Raw genomic sequence first — 16,925 nt, 5'->3', positions numbered from 1 at the left:
TTAACAGATGCCACATGCAGCGCCTGTTAATGTTGTTAAGCTTGTAGGTAATTTGTAAGTAGCGTCTTGAGAATGTGATCGTAATCACGTTTAATAGGGCGACTTTTTCACGCCTGAAGATAACCATGATTGTTCGTCCACAACAACACTGGCTGCGCCGTATTTTTGTCTGGCACGGCTCAGTATTATCCAAGATATCATCGCGCTTACTACTCAATTTTCTCTTTTCTATCGCTGTTATTTTCATGCTGCCCTGGTACACGCATCTGGGCATCAAATTCACCCTCGCACCGTTCAGCATTCTCGGTGTCGCCATCGCCATTTTTCTTGGTTTTCGTAATAATGCCGGGTACGCCCGTTACGTTGAAGCGCGAAAACTTTGGGGGCAGTTGATGATTGCCTCACGGTCGTTACTGCGCGAGGTAAAAACGACATTGCCGGATTCGGCAAGTGTAAGGGAGTTTGCCCGGTTGCAAATCGCCTTCGCCCACTGTTTACGCATGACATTACGCAAACAGCCACAGGCGGAAGTGCTGGCTCATTATCTCAAGACTGAAGATCTTCAGCCTGTACTGGCTTCGAACTCTCCAGCTAACCGTATCTTGTTAATAATGGGGGAGTGGTTGGCGGTTCAGCGCCGCAATGGGCAGCTTTCAGATATCCTGTTTATTAGCCTCAACGATCGGCTTAATGATATTTCAGCGGTCCTGGCAGGATGCGAGCGCATTGCCTATACGCCAATTCCCTTTGCCTACACCCTGATTTTGCATCGTACCGTTTATCTGTTTTGTATCATGCTGCCGTTCGCGCTGGTCGTGGACCTGCATTACATGACGCCTTTTATCTCTGTGCTGATTTCCTACACTTTTATTTCGCTGGATTGTCTGGCGGAAGAACTGGAAGATCCGTTCGGTACTGAAAACAATGATTTACCGCTGGATGCCATCTGCAACGCTATTGAAATTGACCTGTTACAGATGAACGATGAAGCCGAAATTCCAGCAAAAATTCTTCCCGATCGTCATTACCAGCTGACGTGATATTTACTCCGTACGGCGGGCAACAATAAAAAGACGCGGAAATGCCAGCAGTATCTGTCCGTTCTCTTGCAGTGGATACTGCTCTTCCAGCATCTGATGGTAGCGCTTAAGAAAAAGCTGCTGTTCGCTCTCGGTCAGATCCTGTAACCACGGACGTAATCCAGTGGCGGTCACCCAATCGATAATCGCCTGGTGTGACGGCATCTGGTGATAGTAGGTGGTTCGCCAGATATCGACCTCACATCCGGCTTCGCTCAAAATATCGTAGTAAGCATGAACGCCAGCCAACGGCTCACGCCCGCGATCCGGGTAGTTTTGTTCCCAGGCAACTTCGCGCATGAGCACATGGGTCGGCTCCAGCCAGTTATCTGGCATCTGTACTGCCAGCACGCCCTGCGGATTAAGTAAAGAAACCAGATGAGGAAACAATTCGTAGTGGTCGGGCAGCCATTGCAGTGAGGCATTAGCAAAAATCAGATCGAGTGCCTGTACCGGTTGCCAGTTGCGGATGTCTGCTTCCACGAACTGGCAGTCTGGCAAAGCACTGCGCGCTTCAGCAATCATCGCCGGAGACGAGTCGATGCCTGTTATCCTGGCAGCAGGCCAACGTTGGTTTAGAAGGGCGGTGCTGTTACCTGGGCCACAGCCAAGATCGGCAACGTATTCGATATTCTCCAGCGGTACTCTGGCAAGCAGCTCCACCGCCGGACGCGATCGTTCAGCGGCAAAGTGCAGATATAAAGAGGGGTTCCAGTCAGACATTTATTTACTCCCGTCAGCGCGTTACCCCAATTGTAGATAAAACTGATGAATTCGCCTCACGGCATCAACCCATTGAACAGACGTTTTTTACGCGGCCCGGTCATTAAAGATTCCAGTTTCGCGACACAGGTTTTGTAGTGGGGCGTGGTTTTATGGAATGCCACTGCGTCTTCATCTTTATAGGCTTCGTAGATATAAAAGCGCGAATTCACTTCTGGGTCCTGTAAGACATCGAAGCGCAAATTGCCTTCTTCCTGTACAGAGCCCAGGTGGTTCTGGCGAAAAACTTCGATAAACTCGTCAATCTTGTCTTCATGAACGTTAATTTCAACCAGTGTGACGTGCATAATTCTTCTCCTTAAATCCGCAGTTACTGTTTTTCACTCAGATAGAGTTCATATGCCCGATCAGCCGTTTCGTTATGGTGAACCACCGCCTGTACGGCTTTCATCATCGCCACCGGATGGTCAGACTGGAAAATATTACGCCCCATATCCACACCAGAAGCGCCCTGATCGATAGCCTGCCAGCACATTTCCAGCGCCTCGCGCTCCGGTAATTTTTTACCGCCAGCAATAACAATGGGTACCGGACATCCGGCAACAATCCGTTCAAAACCTTTTTCGACATAATAGGTTTTGATAATTTGCGCCCCCATTTCAGCGGCGATTCGAGTCGCGAGCGAGAAATAACGCTGATCGCGCACCATATCTTTGCCCACGCCAGTCACGGCCATGGTCGGCATTCCCACTTTCATTCCGGCATCAACCAGCTGAATAATATTTTTGATCGACTGATGTTCATATTCGCTGCCGATATAAACCTGCGCCGCCACCGCGCAACTGTTCAGGCGCACGGCATCATCCATCGATAACGCCACGGCTTCATTACTTAATTCCGCCAGAATAGAGTTCGCACCTGACGCCCGCAGTACCACCGGCTTATTGGTCGCTGGGGGAACTACGCTGCGCAAAATGCCGCGCGTACACATTAATACATCGGCATGTTCAAACAGCGGGGCGATATTTATATCAATGCGTTCAAGTCCGGTAGTCGGCCCCTGAAAATAACCATGGTCAAAGGCCAGCATCACGGTTTTACCCGTTTTCGGATTAAATATCCGCGATAAGCGTGACTGCATTCCCCAATCCAGCGCACCGCAACCTTTCAGGATAAAAGGGATATTTTGTTGCGGTTGATCGGTACGAAAATCTTTACCATCTTTAATATCGTCTAAATCTGCCATAACTTACTCCGGTTAAGTAATGCACATCAGAAATCGTATTTGCCGATATTCTCTTTGTTGAATATCACGCGCTCCGGTAACAGTACGATGCCATTACCATCCGCTTCGTAGTCATAGCCCTGAACGCTGTTTGGCGAGACTTCCACCTGACCTACGCCCTGGATATCCAGCTTGTCGCCCGTTTTCATTGATCCTTTTTTCAATAATGCATCCGCGACATACACTGAAATTTTGCCTTGCTGAACCACATCCCACAGGCCAAATTCTTTCACCGTGCCGCGTTCCACATATGGACGCATCACGTTTGGCGTACTGAATCCGACAATCGCAACTTTGTCATTTTTCAGGTTTTCTGCGGCTTGTGCGGCAGCGGGCAGGGCGTTGGCGTCGGGGGCGATAATGGCGTCGAGATCGCTATACGCTTTTAATATTCCTTCTGCGGTTTGTAATGATTTAGTGGCATCGTTATAGCCAAACTGCGTAGTGACAATTTCCCAGCCAGGATGCTCTTTGGCGATTTTCGCTTTCGCTTCTTTCACCCACTGGTTTTGGTCCGTAACGGTGGGGCTTGAGTAGAAAAACGCGACTTTGGCTTTGTCTTTATTCACCTGACGCGCCGCCATATCCACCAACATACCTCCCAACTGGGCGGGCGTTCCCTGATTAATGTAGTAAGAGCGGCACTCCGGTTTAGTATCAGAGTCCCAGGTCAGCACTCTCACACCACGTTGCATGGCGCGTTTCAGTGCCGGACACAAGCCATCAGGCGAAACCGCAGAAACGATAATGGCGTTATAACCTTGATTGACGAAGTTATTAATCAACTGTACCTGACCAGAAACACTGGGTTCTGTCGGCCCGTCGTAGGTCACATCAACGCTCAGCTCTTTACCCGCTTGTTGTGCGCCGTTGCCACCGCTGGTAAAAAATCCCACGCCAACCAGTTTGGGAATAAATGCAATACGCTCTGCGGCCTGCACATTCATAGAGATTGCGGCAATGCCAAGAGCGCTAAGTAAGGCGATTTTCTTAAAGCGATGAAGTGTCATGAAGATATCCTTTATGGCAATGGGTTATTGGCCCGACGCGCCAGCCACTCTTTAATTTGCTGGCGATGCAGGCTAACGGAACGACCTACGACAACGACGATAAGTAGCGCACCGGAAAGGGCGCTGGACACCTGATTTGGCACTCCTGCCATTTGCAAACCTTGTTGCAAATATCCCACTAATAAAACCGCAATGGCGGTGCCGATAATGGAACCGGAACCACCATAAATATTGGCACCGCCAAGCACCACGGCGGTGATGGCGGGCATCAGAAACGACGCACCGAGATCGGAACGTGCTGAACCAAAATACGACACCAGCAGCACAGCGGCGACCGCAGACGCCAGCCCCGTCATGGCATAGAGCGCACATAAGGTGCGGTTAACTGGAATCGCGCTATAAAGCGCCACGCGCGGGCTTTGCCCAATCAAAAACACATTACGTCCGGCATGGGTTTTATGCAGCCAGAGCCAGAAAACGAGGAGACATATCAGGAAGATAATCAGCGGAACGGGGAGTCCCAGCACATCCAGGTTAGCGAAATCTGTAAACGCCATCGGGAATCCACCAATACCTTCGTACCCCGTCGCTCCGGCCATACCGGAAAGCAGCAGAGCGCTTCCGGCAAACAGATACAGCGTGCCAAGCGTAATCACCAGCGGGTTAACTTTGGTATAGATAATTAATCCGGCGTTGATCAGCCCGCACAATGCGCCGAGCAGTAAGGTCAGGAGTATCGCCAGCGGCATCGGCACACCACTTTGAAACAGTACGCCCAATGCAATGGCGCAGAGGCCGATGGTCGAACCAAACGAAATATCGATCCCGCCACTGACAATCACCATCGTCAGCGGTAGGGCGACAATGCCAATGCAGATAAAGTCACTGGTGCTGAACAGCAACATATTGAGATCTAACATCCGCGGGTTAATTGCACCAAATGCGACAATCTCAATAACGAGCAGTGCGGCAAGAGCCAGTTCCCAACCGTAGCGAATACGCATTATGCGGCCTCCCGATTTTTACCTGACGAAGCGGGTTTAACGGATGGCGGTGGCGTCATAAAGCGGGCATATTTTTGCCGCCGTAGATTACGTTCCAGCGCACAACGCAGGCGTCCATCAAACACCAGCACCGCCAGCAGCACGAGGCCCGCGATAAAATCGTTCCACCATGCCGGAATGCGCAACAGCACCAGTACGCTATCGATCTGCGTCAGGAACCATGCGCCGAGTACCGCACCAATGATCGCACCGGAACCGCCGAGCAAACTAATGCCGCCCAGCACGCAGGCTGCAATTGCTTTCATCTCCAGCCCGGTACCGGTCTGGTTGGGGATAAAACCAATCTGCGAAGCAAACACAATTCCCGCCAGTGCCGCCATGCAGCCGTTCAACGAAAATGCCACAATGCGAATGGCTTCCGTACGAACACCCAGTTGACGAGCGCCCTGTAAATTATCGCCCGTGGCATAAAAACTGCGTCCAAACGCCGTCTTTGCCAGCAGCCAGGCCATAAATGCCACCAGAATTATCGTCAACCAACCAATCGCGGAAACGCCAAACAGCAGCGGTGCGGAGAGCTGTTTCAGTTCGGCGGGTAACCCTTCAATCCATTTGCCGCCAGTCCACAGCAACATGATGCCTCTGTACAACCCTAACGTGCCAAGGGTGGCAACAATGGCAGGGATCTTTAGCCACGCGACCAGGACACCGTTGAAAAATCCCGCGAGCAAACCAAGCAGTAAAGTCGCGACACAGGCAACAGGTAGTGAATATCCTGCGTTCAGTAACATCCCCAACAGCACCGCGCACATTCCGGTAATCGAACCCACTGAAACATCAATATTGCGCGTAAGCATTACCAGCGTCGCGCCCATTGCCAGCAGGATCAGGATTTGCGCGCTGCTATAAACCATGGTCAGTGTTTGCACACTTAAATACTGGCGGTCGAGAAAACCGGGGAATACAAACAGCAGCACCACCGCCAGCAATGCCGTGATTTCACGGTTGTTCTGAATAAACTTCAGCATGATGCCTCCTGACGCTGACTATCGCCGAAGGCAACGCGCATAATAGTCTCGACATTAATATCGCGCCCGGTCAGTGCAGAGTGGGTAATTTCGCCCTGATGCATCACATACACACGATCTGCCATCAGTTCGATCTCTTCCATATCAGAGGAGATAAGCAGCACAGCCACATTCTGTGCGGCGATGCTGCGCAACAGCTGGTAGATATCATTACGGGCCGAGACATCCACGCCGCGCGTCGGCTCATCGACAATCAATGCTTGCGGCGAAGCTTCCAGGCATTTGGCAATGAGGATTTTTTGCTGGTTGCCACCGGATAATGTCCGTGCAGCTTGTTCCGGTTGGTTAAATTTAATATTCAGCGCCCGACGATAACGTTCCAGGGTGGCATTATCTTTCGCGGTTTTCGCCCAGAATCCACGAAGGTTATGAGTAAGGGCGCAGACGTTCCAGGCCAGCGAAGCATCGAGATTCAGTCCGGATGACTGGCGATCTTCCGGCAGATAAACCAGACCGCGCAGTAAACGTTCTCCAGTGGTTAATTTATTGATCTCTTTACCATTCAGCATAATGCGTCCGCCACGCAAAGTACGCAGACCATAGAGCGTCTCGGCCAGTTCTGTGCGTCCGGCTCCCACCAGCCCAGCCAGGCCCAGAATTTCTCCGGCATTGAGCGTCAGGCTGACATTCCTGAAACCTTCGCCAGTCAGATTTTCCAGTGTCAGCACCGGCGTTCCGGCGGCATGTTGTGGGCGGTTACCAGGTAACTCCAGCCATAATCCTCTGGACTGACAACGAAATTCAGTAGATTGACGCTGGGTGTTTTGCTGGCACTAAGCGGTTCAGCGTCTGGTGCAAGTCTGGAAGTTGATAATGATCAGATTACCAATATTGATACTGATGTTGCTTATGATGCCTACCTGGTTGGCTGGTATGGCACTGGAGTGCTTAATATTTTGGCTGGCGGTAATGCCTCCTTAACCACTATTACTACCAGCGTCATTGGCGCTAATGAGGACTCAGAGGGCACCGTTAATGTTTTGGGTGGCACCTGGCGATTGTATGATAGCGGAAATAATGCAAGGCCTTTAAATGTGGGTCAATCCGGAACGGGGACGCTGAATATTAAACAGAAAGGTCACGTTGATGGAGGCTATTTAAGACTAGGTTCCTCGACAGGAGGCGTCGGGACGGTCAATGTTGAGGGAGAGGACTCTGTTCTGACGACCGAATTATTCGAAATAGGGAGTTACGGTACGGGCTCATTAAATATTACGGATAAGGGTTACGTCACGAGTTCAATAGTCGCCATTTTAGGCTATCAGGCGGGCAGTAATGGCCAGGTTGTCGTTGAAAAGGGCGGTGAGTGGCTAATAAAAAATAACGATTCCTCAATTGAATTTCAAATTGGTAATCAAGGAACGGGGGAAGCGACTATTCGCGAGGGTGGACTGATTACGGCTGAAAACGTAATCTCGGTGAAGTACGTACCGGGGTTGAGGCGAAAGTAAATAACAACCTTAGCCTGTGGGGGAATGTCGGTGTGCAACTAGGTGATAAAGGCTATAGCGATACTCAGGGCATGCTGGGAGTGAAATATAGCTGGTAAACCGTATAAGCCGCATGTCGAGATGGCATGCGGCTTAATATTGCCGACTTCAAAGGCTTTAAAGCCTCCCTTTTATCCGCGATCGCGGATATCGCAGCGTTTATCCCGTACAGCGGATAAGATGTGTTTCCAGATTGACTTTATCCTCACTAAAGGATAAAACTGATAATATCCCCTTAAGCGGATAAATTTGCTGTGGACGTATGACATGATGAGCTTTCAGAAGATCTATAGCCCAACGCAATTAGCGAATGCAATGAAACTGGTTCGCCAGCAAAATGGCTGGACGCAGAGCGAGCTGGCGAAAAAAATTGGCATTAAGCAGGCGACAATTTCCAATTTCGAAAACAACCCTGACAATACCACGCTCACGACATTTTTTAAGATTTTACAGTCGCTTGAACTCTCAATGACACTATGCGACACGAAAAATGCCTCGCCAGAATCAACAGAACAGCAAGATCTGGAGTGGTAATGCCTAAACTTGTCACTTGGATGAACAACCAGCGGGTAGGCGAGTTAACGAAGTTAGCCAACGGCGCGCACACCTTTAAGTATGCACCGGAGTGGTTAGCCAGCCGTTATGCCAGACCGTTGTCACTTTCGCTGCCATTGCAGAGGGGGAATATCACCTCAGATGCCGTATTTAACTTCTTCGATAACCTGTTACCCGATAGCCCGATTGTACGTGACCGGATCGTTAAACGTTATCATGCTAAATCCAGACAACCGTTTGATTTATTGTCAGAAATAGGGCGAGACAGCGTTGGTGCCGTAACGTTATTACCCGAAAATGAAACCATAACGCGCCCGATAATGGCATGGGAAAAGCTTACTGAAGCCAGGCTTGAAGAAGTATTAACGGCTTATAAAGCAGATATCCCTCTGGGCATGATTAGAGAAGAAAATGACTTTCGCATCTCGGTTGCTGGCGCGCAGGAGAAGACAGCGCTGCTTAGAATAGGCAATGACTGGTGCATTCCGAAAGGAATAACGCCGACGACGCACATGATTAAATTACCGATTGGCGAAATCAGGCAGCCCAATGCGACGCTCGATCTCAGCCAAAGCGTTGATAATGAGTATTACTGTCTGCTGCTGGCGAAAGAACTTGGGTTGAATGTTCCGGACGCAGAAATCATTAAAGCGGGAAGGGTGCGCGCGTTAGCGGTCGAACGTTTTGACAGGCGTTGGAATACTGAGCGAACGGTTTTACTTCGCTTGCCACAGGAGGATATGTGTCAGACATTCGGTTTACCTTCATCTGTGAAATATGAATCAGATGGAGGCCCAGGCATCGCGCGGATCATGGCGTTTTTGATGGGGTCCAGCGAGGCGCTTCGCGATCGTTATGATTTTATGAAATTCCAGGTCTTCCAGTGGTTGATTGGCGCAACGGATGGTCATGCAAAAAACTTCTCCGTATTTATTCAGGCTGGCGGCAGTTATCGACTCACGCCATTTTACGACATCATTTCAGCATTTCCGGTCCTTGGCGGTACGGGAATACACATCAGCGATCTCAAACTGGCAATGGGGCTTAACGCATCCAAAGGCAAAAAAACGGCAATCGATAAAATTTATCCGCGACATTTTTTGGCGACAGCAAAGGTGCTGAGATTCCCGGAAGTGCAGATGCATGAAATCCTAAGTGACTTTGCCAGAATGATTCCGGCAGCACTGGATAACGTGAAGACTTCATTACCGACAGATTTTCCGGAGAACGTGGTGACGGCAGTTGAAACCAATGTGTTGAGGTTGCATGGACGGTTAAGCCGAGAATACGGTAGTAAGTGAGATATGGGGTTTGGTCGTTGTTAATGAGCACGACAATCATGACCGCCAACGACTGGATTCTTCCTTGGTTTATACTGGTGCGCATAATGTATATTATGTTAAATCATGTCTGAGTGATGCGAAGTGCTTTTCTGGTAGTCGTTATTCGTTCAGGGTTCAAGAACTTAAGCCTCTCCTCTTTCATAATTGGCCTGTGCATGGAGAAATAGCCTGGTTATTCCCTGCCCCATGCTAAGAGCGCAGTGTCTGTCGCATAGACACTGCATACGAAAACACCAGAGGGTGCTGTTACTTATTTAAGGACGGATCAAGCGGGAATGAGTCCACTCCGGTATCAGAAATGGCTACGTCTCAATGAAGTCAGGCGACCGATGCTGAACATTACGATGTCACCACAGCAGCCTATGCTGTCGGTTACGAAAGCTATCCCATTTCAGTCGGGAATATTCGCGGATGTTTGGAGAGTCACCCAAGAGAGATATTACCAGGTTAAGAAAGTCTGTCGGTCAGCTTTAATAAACCCTGCACTTATCTGTTTAGAGCAATTCGGTGTTAGTTTCAGCAAGCAAACATTAACCATAGCTAATGATTTATAGCCATATTAACCATTGGTAGCCCTTGACCTTTCCTGACACTTCCCTTGTTCGCAATAATATTCTGTTTAGTCACGGTTTATAAATAACATGCATAATGAAATCGTCATGCTATTTAGCGACATAAAATGTTTTTGCAAATACTCTCTTCAACAAGTGCAGCAATAAACTTGTTGTGATTAGGTGTCCTTGTGATTTAAAGATATTATCGTTCTTCGTGAAATGTAATAACCCTGGAAACTATATTCTCAGGGCAACAACCAATCAAGAATGATTCTTGTTTTTAAGCAATAACAGAATGACTTAATTGTTAACCCTCTTTATTCAGCTACTTAAATATAAATTATGGAGAATTATGAAACTCAAACATGTTGGTATGATTGTCGTTTCTGTGTTGGCGATGTCGTCTGCTGCGGTAAGCGCAGCCGAGGGTGATGAATCAGTAACGACCACTGTTAATGGCGGTGTTATTCATTTTAAAGGTGAAGTGGTAAATGCCGCTTGTGCAATTGATTCAGAATCAATGAACCAAACGGTTGAGCTGGGTCAGGTTCGTTCTTCTCGCCTGGCTAAAGCGGGTGACCTCAGCTCCGCCGTTGGCTTCAATATCAAGCTGAATGATTGTGATACCAATGTTTCCAGTAATGCAGCTGTTGCATTCCTGGGTACTACTGTCACCAGTAATGACGATACGTTAGCGCTGCAGAGTTCAGCGGCAGGCTCTGCCCAAAATGTCGGTATTCAAATTTTGGACCGTACGGGTGAGGTATTAATACTTGATGGGGCCACTTTTAGTGCTAAAACCGACTTGATTGATGGCACGAATATACTGCCATTCCAGGCTCGTTATATTGCTCTCGGGCAGTCCGTAGCTGGTACTGCAAACGCTGATGCGACCTTCAAAGTTCAATATTTATAATTCAATCTTAAGGTGGCTATACGTCATCTGAAATTGAAACAGGGTGTGTGTGGCATGGCTACGCACACCCGAGCAATTTACCAATATTCATCTCATTTTTAATGAGAAATGGTTTGTATTTGGAGCGCTATGAAAAATCACATAATATCTAAACTATCAATAAACAACAGTAGTTAAACTTACTGTTATTTAAAATATTTACTTTGTAGCAAGGTTTTCCTATTAAAAGAGAACCAACATTTATTACAAACGCATTAAGTCTGGAAACCCGGCGACTCGCCAATGTATTAGCAACATTAATCGATTGTCTGATGTAACGGTTTTCCCGCTTATCCTCTTAACACATGGAGAATGCATCAGATGCAAACTACGCGTACCCCCTACTCAATTTCCTTTATGGCGACAGTGTTACTTTTATTGCTCTTTGCTTGCCATAGCACCGTTGCCAACGCAGCTGTCGCACTGGGTGCGACGCGGGTAATTTATCCGGCAAACCAGAAACAGGTTTTATTGCCTGTCACGAATAATGATCCTGCCAGTGTCTATCTCATTCAGTCATGGATAGAAAATGCAGGTGACCAAAAAGACACCCAGTTTGTCATTACCCCACCGCTTTTTTCCATGCAAGGTAAAAAAGAGAATACGCTGCGGATAATCAACGCTACTAATCATCAGTTACCAGGCGACCGTGAAAGCCTGTTCTGGGTGAATGTTAAAGCTATTCCTGCTATGGAAAAAGACCAGAAGAATGAGAATACATTACAGCTGGCAATTATTAGCCGCATAAAAATGTTTTATCGCCCCACGAACCTGGCAATGGCACCTGAAGAAGCGCCTGCAATGCTTCGGTTTCGTCGCAGCGGTAGCAAACTCACGCTTATTAATCCAACGCCCTATTTCATTACCGTAACAAATATGAAAGCAGGAAATAGCAATCTCCCAAACACCATGGTGCCGCCAAAAGGTGAAGTATCGGTGGATATCACGCATGCTGCAACCGGGGATATCAGTTTTCAGACGATCAATGATTACGGTGCATTAACTCCGCGTATTAAGGCAACCATGCAGTAAGCCAGTGACCTAATTAATAATAAACTCAATCGGAATTAATAATGACAGCCTTTCGTGCCGCATTTAAGGCATATCGTATGCATCAGGTGTTAATAATGCCTCGCTTTGCACGGCTTACCATTGCCCTTGGCTTAGCAACTGCGGTATTTCCCGTTGACGCAGAGTATTATTTTAATCCACGGTTTTTAAGCAATGATCTTGCTGAATCTGTCGATTTATCCGCCTTTACTAAGGGACGCGAGGCACCACCTGGTACATATCGGGTCGACATTTATTTGAACGACGAATTTATGACTAGTCGGGATATTACTTTTATTGCAGATGATAATAACGCAGAACTCATCCCATGCCTGAGTACAGATCTTCTTGTCAGTCTTGGTATAAAAAAAATAGCGTTATTAGACAATAAAGAACATTCGGCAGAAAAACATGTGCCGGACAACAGCGCATGCACACCACTTCAGGATCGTTTGGCCGACGCATCAACTGAGTTTGATGTTGGTCAGCAACATTTGTCACTCTCCGTTCCGCAAATTTATGTTGGCAGAATGGCTCGCGGCTATGTTTCTCCTGATCTGTGGGAAGAAGGAATAAATGCTGGGCTTCTAAACTATAGTTTTAATGGTAATTCTATTAATAATCGTAGTAACCATAATGCAGGAAAATCCAACTATGCATATTTGAATTTACAGAGTGGCATCAACATTGGTAGTTGGCGACTGCGCGATAACTCAACGTGGAGTTATAACAGTGGGAGTAGCAATTCATCTGACAGCAATAAATGGCAGCATATCAATACGTCGGCTGAACGTGACATTATTCCCTTACGCTCACGGTTAACGGTAGGTGATAGTTATACCGATGGCGATATTTTTGATAGTGTGAACTTTCGTGGCCTCAAAATAAATTCAACAGAAGCGATGTTGCCCGATAGCCAACATGGTTTCGCTCCGGTGATTCATGGTATTGCCCGTGGCACCGCACAAGTGAGTGTAAAACAGAACGGATACGATGTTTATCAGACTACTGTTCCACCCGGCCCTTTTACTATTGATGATATCAACTCTGCGGCCAATGGTGGTGATCTGCAAGTAACCATAAAAGAGGCAGACGGCAGTATTCAGACATTATATGTTCCTTATTCGTCTGTTCCGGTTCTCCAACGTGCTGGATATACGCGTTATGCGCTTGCCATGGGGGAATATCGTAGTGGAAATAACCTGCAAAGCTCTCCCAAGTTCATACAAGGTAGCTTGATGCATGGTCTGGAAGGAAACTGGACACCTTATGGCGGAATGCAAATTGCAGAAGATTATCAGGCCTTCAACCTTGGTATTGGGAAAGATTTAGGACTTTTTGGTGCCTTTTCTTTCGATATCACGCAGGCCAATACTACACTTGCAGATGGCACCCGTCACAGTGGGCAATCGGTTAAATCCGTCTACAGCAAATCCTTCTACCAGACAGGAACCAATATCCAGGTCGCAGGATATCGCTATTCTACGCAAGGTTTTTATAACTTATCCGACAGTGCCTACAGTCGAATGAGTGGTTACACCGTCAAGCCTCCTACCGGAGACACCAATGAGCAGACACAATTTATTGATTATTTTAATCTGTTCTACAGTAAGCGTGGTCAGGAACAAATAAGCATCTCTCAGCAGCTTGGAAATTACGGTACGACATTTTTCAGTGCCAGTCGCCAAAGTTACTGGAACACGTCACGCAGCGACCAGCAAATATCATTTGGATTAAATGTGCCGTTTGGTGATATTACGACTTCGCTGAATTACAGCTATTCCAATAATATATGGCAAAACGATCGGGATCATTTACTCGCTTTTACGCTTAATGTTCCCTTCAGTCATTGGATGCGTACAGACAGTCAGTCGGCATTTCGTAATTCAAACGCCAGTTACAGTATGTCAAACGATTTGAAAGGCGGCATGACCAATCTATCGGGGGTTTATGGCACTCTGCTGCCGGATAATAACCTGAATTATAGCGTTCAGGTCGGTAACACCCACGGAGGTAATACATCGTCTGGCACCAGTGGTTACAGTTCTCTTAATTATCGTGGAGCTTATGGTAATACTAATGTCGGTTACAGTCGGAGTGGTGACAGCAGCCAGATTTATTACGGAATGAGTGGTGGGATTATTGCTCATGCTGATGGCATCACCTTTGGACAGCCGCTGGGCGATACAATGGTTCTGGTTAAGGCTCCTGGTGCTGATAATGTCAAAATAGAGAACCAGACCGGAATTCATACCGACTGGCGTGGCTATGCCATATTACCATTTGCGACAGAATATAGAGAAAACCGTGTTGCTCTTAACGCGAATTCCCTTGCAGATAATGTTGAACTGGATGAAACCGTGATCACTGTCATCCCAACTCACGGTGCTATTGCCAGAGCAACATTTAATGCACAAATCGGCGGGAAAGTATTAATGACGTTGAAGTACGGTAATAAGAGTGTTCCATTCGGTGCAATTGTCACACACGGAGAGAATAAAAATGGCAGCATTGTCGCAGAAAACGGTCAGGTTTATCTGACTGGACTTCCACAGTCAGGGAAATTACAGGTTTCATGGGGCAAAGATAAAAACTCAAACTGTATTGTCGAGTACAAGCTTCCTGAAGTTTCTCCTGGTACCTTACTGAACCAGCAGACAGCAATCTGTCGCTAAGGAACAATAGATTATGAAATACAATAACATTATTTTCCTCGGTTTATGTCTGGGGTTAACCACCTATTCTGCTTTATCCGCAGATAGCGTTATTAAAATTAGCGGGCGCGTCCTCGATTATGGCTGCACAGTCTCATCGGATTCGCTTAATTTTACCGTAGATCTCCAAAAAAACAGTGCCAGACAATTTCCAACGACCGGTAGCACAAGTCCAGCCGTCCCTTTTCAGATTACGTTAAGTGAATGCAGCAAAGGGACAACGGGGGTTCGGGTTGCATTTAACGGTATTGAGGATGCAGAAAATAATACTTTGTTGAAACTGGATGAAGGAAGCAATACGGCCTCCGGTTTGGGTATAGAAATATTGGACGCAAATATGCGTCCGGTGAAACTGAATGACCTTCATGCCGGGATGCAGTGGATCCCACTGGTACCAGAACAGAACAATATTTTGCCTTACTCCGCTCGTCTGAAGTCAACTCAGAAGTCCGTCAATCCGGGACTGGTGAGGGCTTCGGCAACCTTTACCCTTGAATTTCAATAATCAGAGTCAGATATGAAAAGACTTCACAAGAGGTTCCTGTTAGCTACGTTTTGCGCGTTATTCACAGCAACTCTCCAGGCCGCCGATGTCACTATCACTGTTAATGGTCGGGTAGTCGCTAAACCCTGCACTATTCAAACCAAAGAAGCTAACGTTAATCTCGGGGATCTTTATACGCGCAATCTGCAACAACCTGGTTCTGCATCTGGCTGGCACAATATTACTTTGTCATTAACCGATTGTCCGGTTGAAACAAGTGCAGTGACGGCAATCGTGACAGGTTCAACTGACAATACGGGTTATTACAAAAATGAAGGTACTGCCGAAAATATTCAGATAGAGCTGAGGGATGACCAGGATGCTGCGTTAAAAAATGGCGATAGCAAAACGGTTATTGTTGATGAGATCACTCGTAATGCACAGTTTCCACTTAAGGCAAGAGCTATCACGGTGAATGGAAACGCAAGCCAAGGAACGATCGAGGCGCTAATCAATGTGATCTACACCTGGCAATAACGTCGATTCGATTCTCTTAGCCTTCTTTTTAAATCAATTTTTAACCTTAGGATATATCATGGGTAAAACAATCAGTATAAAGGTCCTGTTCGGTATTTATCTTCTATTAATGGCAGGCAAAGTTTTTGCCTTCAGTTGTAATGTCGATGGCGGGTCAAGTATTGGAGCAGGTACAACCTCTGTTTATGTTAATCTCGACCCTGTAATACAGCCGGGCCAGAATCTGGTTGTAGACTTGTCTCAGCATATAAGTTGCTGGAATGATTACGGCGGCTGGTACGACACTGATCATATAAACCTGGTACAAGGCTCAGCTTTCGCAGGCTCCCTACAGTCATATAAAGGATCGCTGTACTGGAATAATGTGACCTACCCCTTCCCGTTGACGACAAATACCAACGTATTGGATATTGGTGATAAGACACCGATGCCATTACCGTTAAAACTCTATATTACCCCAGTTGGGGCGGCCGGTGGAGTTGTCATAAAAGCGGGGGAAGTCATTGCTCGTATTCATATGTATAAAATTGCAACATTAGGAAGCGGAAATCCGCGTAATTTTACGTGGAATATTATTTCAAATAACAATGTTGTTATGCCAACAGGCGGCTGCACCGTTGATAGTCGTAATGTCACTGTGGATCTCCCGGACTTTCCTGGAAGCGCAGAAATACCCCTTGGCGTATATTGCTCAAGCGAACAAAAGCTCTCATTTTATCTTTCGGGTGCCACCACTGACAGTAGCCGACAAGTGTTTGCTAACACAGCACCTGATGCAACAAAAGCATCGGGAGTGGGTGTCTCTCTGATGCGTAATGGAAAAATACTGGCTACGGGAGAAAATGTCTCCCTGGGGACAGTAAATAAAAGCAAAGTACCTCTGGGTTTAAGCGCAACCTATGGACAAACAGGAAACAAGGTTGCAGCCGGAACCGTCCAGTCAGTCATTGGTGTCACTTTTATCTATGAATAATTGTGATTTTGATCTTAGTCTATGCGCTCCATTCACGAAAATTGCGCGGATAATTATTTTGTGAAGGCTATTATCCTACAC

Annotated in this window: 16 protein-coding genes and 3 pseudogenes; 12 read left to right on the top strand and 7 right to left on the bottom strand. The window is 47.1% G+C overall.

The features are described from left to right. Positions 1-125: 125 nt before the first annotated feature. Complete coding sequence (locus tag E0D98_RS07900; protein WP_000637082.1) at positions 126-1,040, top strand: bestrophin family protein; 915 nt, start codon at positions 126-128, stop codon at positions 1,038-1,040. A gap of 3 nt (positions 1,041-1,043) precedes the next feature. Here E0D98_RS07900 and tam read toward each other — a convergent pair whose 3' ends face one another. The 7 genes and pseudogenes from tam to E0D98_RS07865 form a co-directional block, all read right to left on the bottom strand. Next, complete coding sequence (gene tam, locus E0D98_RS07895; protein WP_001286559.1) at positions 1,044-1,802, bottom strand: trans-aconitate 2-methyltransferase; 759 nt, start codon at positions 1,800-1,802, stop codon at positions 1,044-1,046. A 56-nt stretch (positions 1,803-1,858) separates the two neighbouring features. Beyond that, positions 1,859-2,149 (bottom strand): (4S)-4-hydroxy-5-phosphonooxypentane-2,3-dione isomerase, encoded by a 291-nt coding sequence (gene lsrG / locus E0D98_RS07890; protein WP_000558520.1) that lies wholly within the window; start codon positions 2,147-2,149, stop codon positions 1,859-1,861. 23 nt (positions 2,150-2,172) lie between these two features. Further along, positions 2,173-3,048 carry a 3-hydroxy-5-phosphonooxypentane-2,4-dione thiolase gene (gene lsrF / locus E0D98_RS07885; protein ID WP_000774169.1) on the bottom strand — a complete coding sequence of 292 codons (876 nt, stop codon included), beginning with the start codon at positions 3,046-3,048 and terminating at the stop codon, positions 2,173-2,175. A 26-nt stretch (positions 3,049-3,074) separates the two neighbouring features. Next, complete coding sequence (gene lsrB, locus E0D98_RS07880; protein WP_000172479.1) at positions 3,075-4,097, bottom strand: autoinducer 2 ABC transporter substrate-binding protein LsrB; 1,023 nt, start codon at positions 4,095-4,097, stop codon at positions 3,075-3,077. Between the two features lie 11 nt (positions 4,098-4,108). Beyond that, positions 4,109-5,101 (bottom strand): autoinducer 2 ABC transporter permease LsrD, encoded by a 993-nt coding sequence (gene lsrD / locus E0D98_RS07875; protein WP_001222721.1) that lies wholly within the window; start codon positions 5,099-5,101, stop codon positions 4,109-4,111. Next, entirely contained in the window at positions 5,101-6,129 is a 1,029-nt protein-coding gene (gene lsrC / locus E0D98_RS07870) for an autoinducer 2 ABC transporter permease LsrC (protein ID WP_000911152.1), read from the bottom strand. The genes lsrD and lsrC overlap by 1 nt, the downstream gene beginning before the upstream one ends. Continuing rightward, positions 6,123-6,917 (bottom strand): annotated as a pseudogene (locus E0D98_RS07865) (ATP-binding cassette domain-containing protein); the annotation flags it as partial. The gene lsrC and the pseudogene E0D98_RS07865, both read right to left, overlap by 7 nt. Between E0D98_RS07865 and E0D98_RS07860 the strand changes: the two are divergent. The 11 genes and pseudogenes from E0D98_RS07860 to E0D98_RS07810 form a co-directional block, all read left to right on the top strand. Further along, positions 6,909-7,598 (top strand): annotated as a pseudogene (locus tag E0D98_RS07860) (transporter); the annotation flags it as partial. The pseudogenes E0D98_RS07865 and E0D98_RS07860 sit on opposite strands and share 9 nt — an antisense overlap. Before the next feature lie 56 nt (positions 7,599-7,654). Then, on the top strand, positions 7,655-7,738 hold the full coding sequence (locus E0D98_RS27830) for an autotransporter outer membrane beta-barrel domain-containing protein (RefSeq protein WP_122988093.1): 84 nt from the start codon (positions 7,655-7,657) through the stop codon (positions 7,736-7,738). Positions 7,739-7,946: 208 nt separating this feature from the next. Further along, positions 7,947-8,213 (top strand): type II toxin-antitoxin system antitoxin HipB, encoded by a 267-nt coding sequence (gene hipB, locus E0D98_RS07850; RefSeq protein WP_001296726.1) that lies wholly within the window; start codon positions 7,947-7,949, stop codon positions 8,211-8,213. Further along, positions 8,213-9,535, top strand: coding sequence for a type II toxin-antitoxin system serine/threonine protein kinase toxin HipA (hipA, locus tag E0D98_RS07845; protein WP_050877170.1), 1,323 nt, complete (start codon positions 8,213-8,215; stop codon positions 9,533-9,535). Before hipB ends, hipA begins: the two co-directional genes overlap by 1 nt. 311 nt (positions 9,536-9,846) lie before the next feature. Further along, positions 9,847-10,051: pseudogene (locus E0D98_RS07840) on the top strand (helix-turn-helix domain-containing protein); the annotation flags it as partial. Positions 10,052-10,483: 432 nt separating this feature from the next. Continuing rightward, positions 10,484-11,047: a type 1 fimbrial major subunit FimA gene (gene fimA, locus E0D98_RS07835; RefSeq protein ID WP_001296758.1), complete on the top strand. Its 564-nt coding sequence runs from the start codon at positions 10,484-10,486 to the stop codon at positions 11,045-11,047. Positions 11,048-11,407: 360 nt separating this feature from the next. Next, positions 11,408-12,118, top strand: coding sequence for a fimbria/pilus periplasmic chaperone (locus E0D98_RS07830; RefSeq protein ID WP_001195166.1), 711 nt, complete (start codon positions 11,408-11,410; stop codon positions 12,116-12,118). A gap of 41 nt (positions 12,119-12,159) precedes the next feature. Further along, on the top strand, positions 12,160-14,811 hold the full coding sequence (locus E0D98_RS07825; protein WP_000123648.1) for a fimbria/pilus outer membrane usher protein: 2,652 nt from the start codon (positions 12,160-12,162) through the stop codon (positions 14,809-14,811). Between the two features lie 13 nt (positions 14,812-14,824). Further along, positions 14,825-15,355, top strand: a complete 531-nt coding sequence (locus tag E0D98_RS07820) for a fimbrial protein (RefSeq protein WP_000876763.1) — start codon at positions 14,825-14,827, stop codon at positions 15,353-15,355. Positions 15,356-15,367: 12 nt separating this feature from the next. Next, on the top strand, positions 15,368-15,871 hold the full coding sequence (locus tag E0D98_RS07815) for a fimbrial protein (protein ID WP_000825452.1): 504 nt from the start codon (positions 15,368-15,370) through the stop codon (positions 15,869-15,871). A 58-nt stretch (positions 15,872-15,929) separates the two neighbouring features. Continuing rightward, positions 15,930-16,844: a fimbrial protein gene (locus E0D98_RS07810; RefSeq protein WP_000520671.1), complete on the top strand. Its 915-nt coding sequence runs from the start codon at positions 15,930-15,932 to the stop codon at positions 16,842-16,844. Positions 16,845-16,925 lie beyond the last annotated feature (81 nt).

The sequence above is a fragment of the Escherichia sp. KCJ4928 genome, from assembly GCF_004352695.1.
Taxonomy (GTDB): Bacteria; Pseudomonadota; Gammaproteobacteria; order Enterobacterales; family Enterobacteriaceae; genus ECMA0423.
The sequence above is the reverse complement of the archived record's forward strand: the minus strand, read 5'-3'. Positions and strand labels throughout refer to the sequence as shown.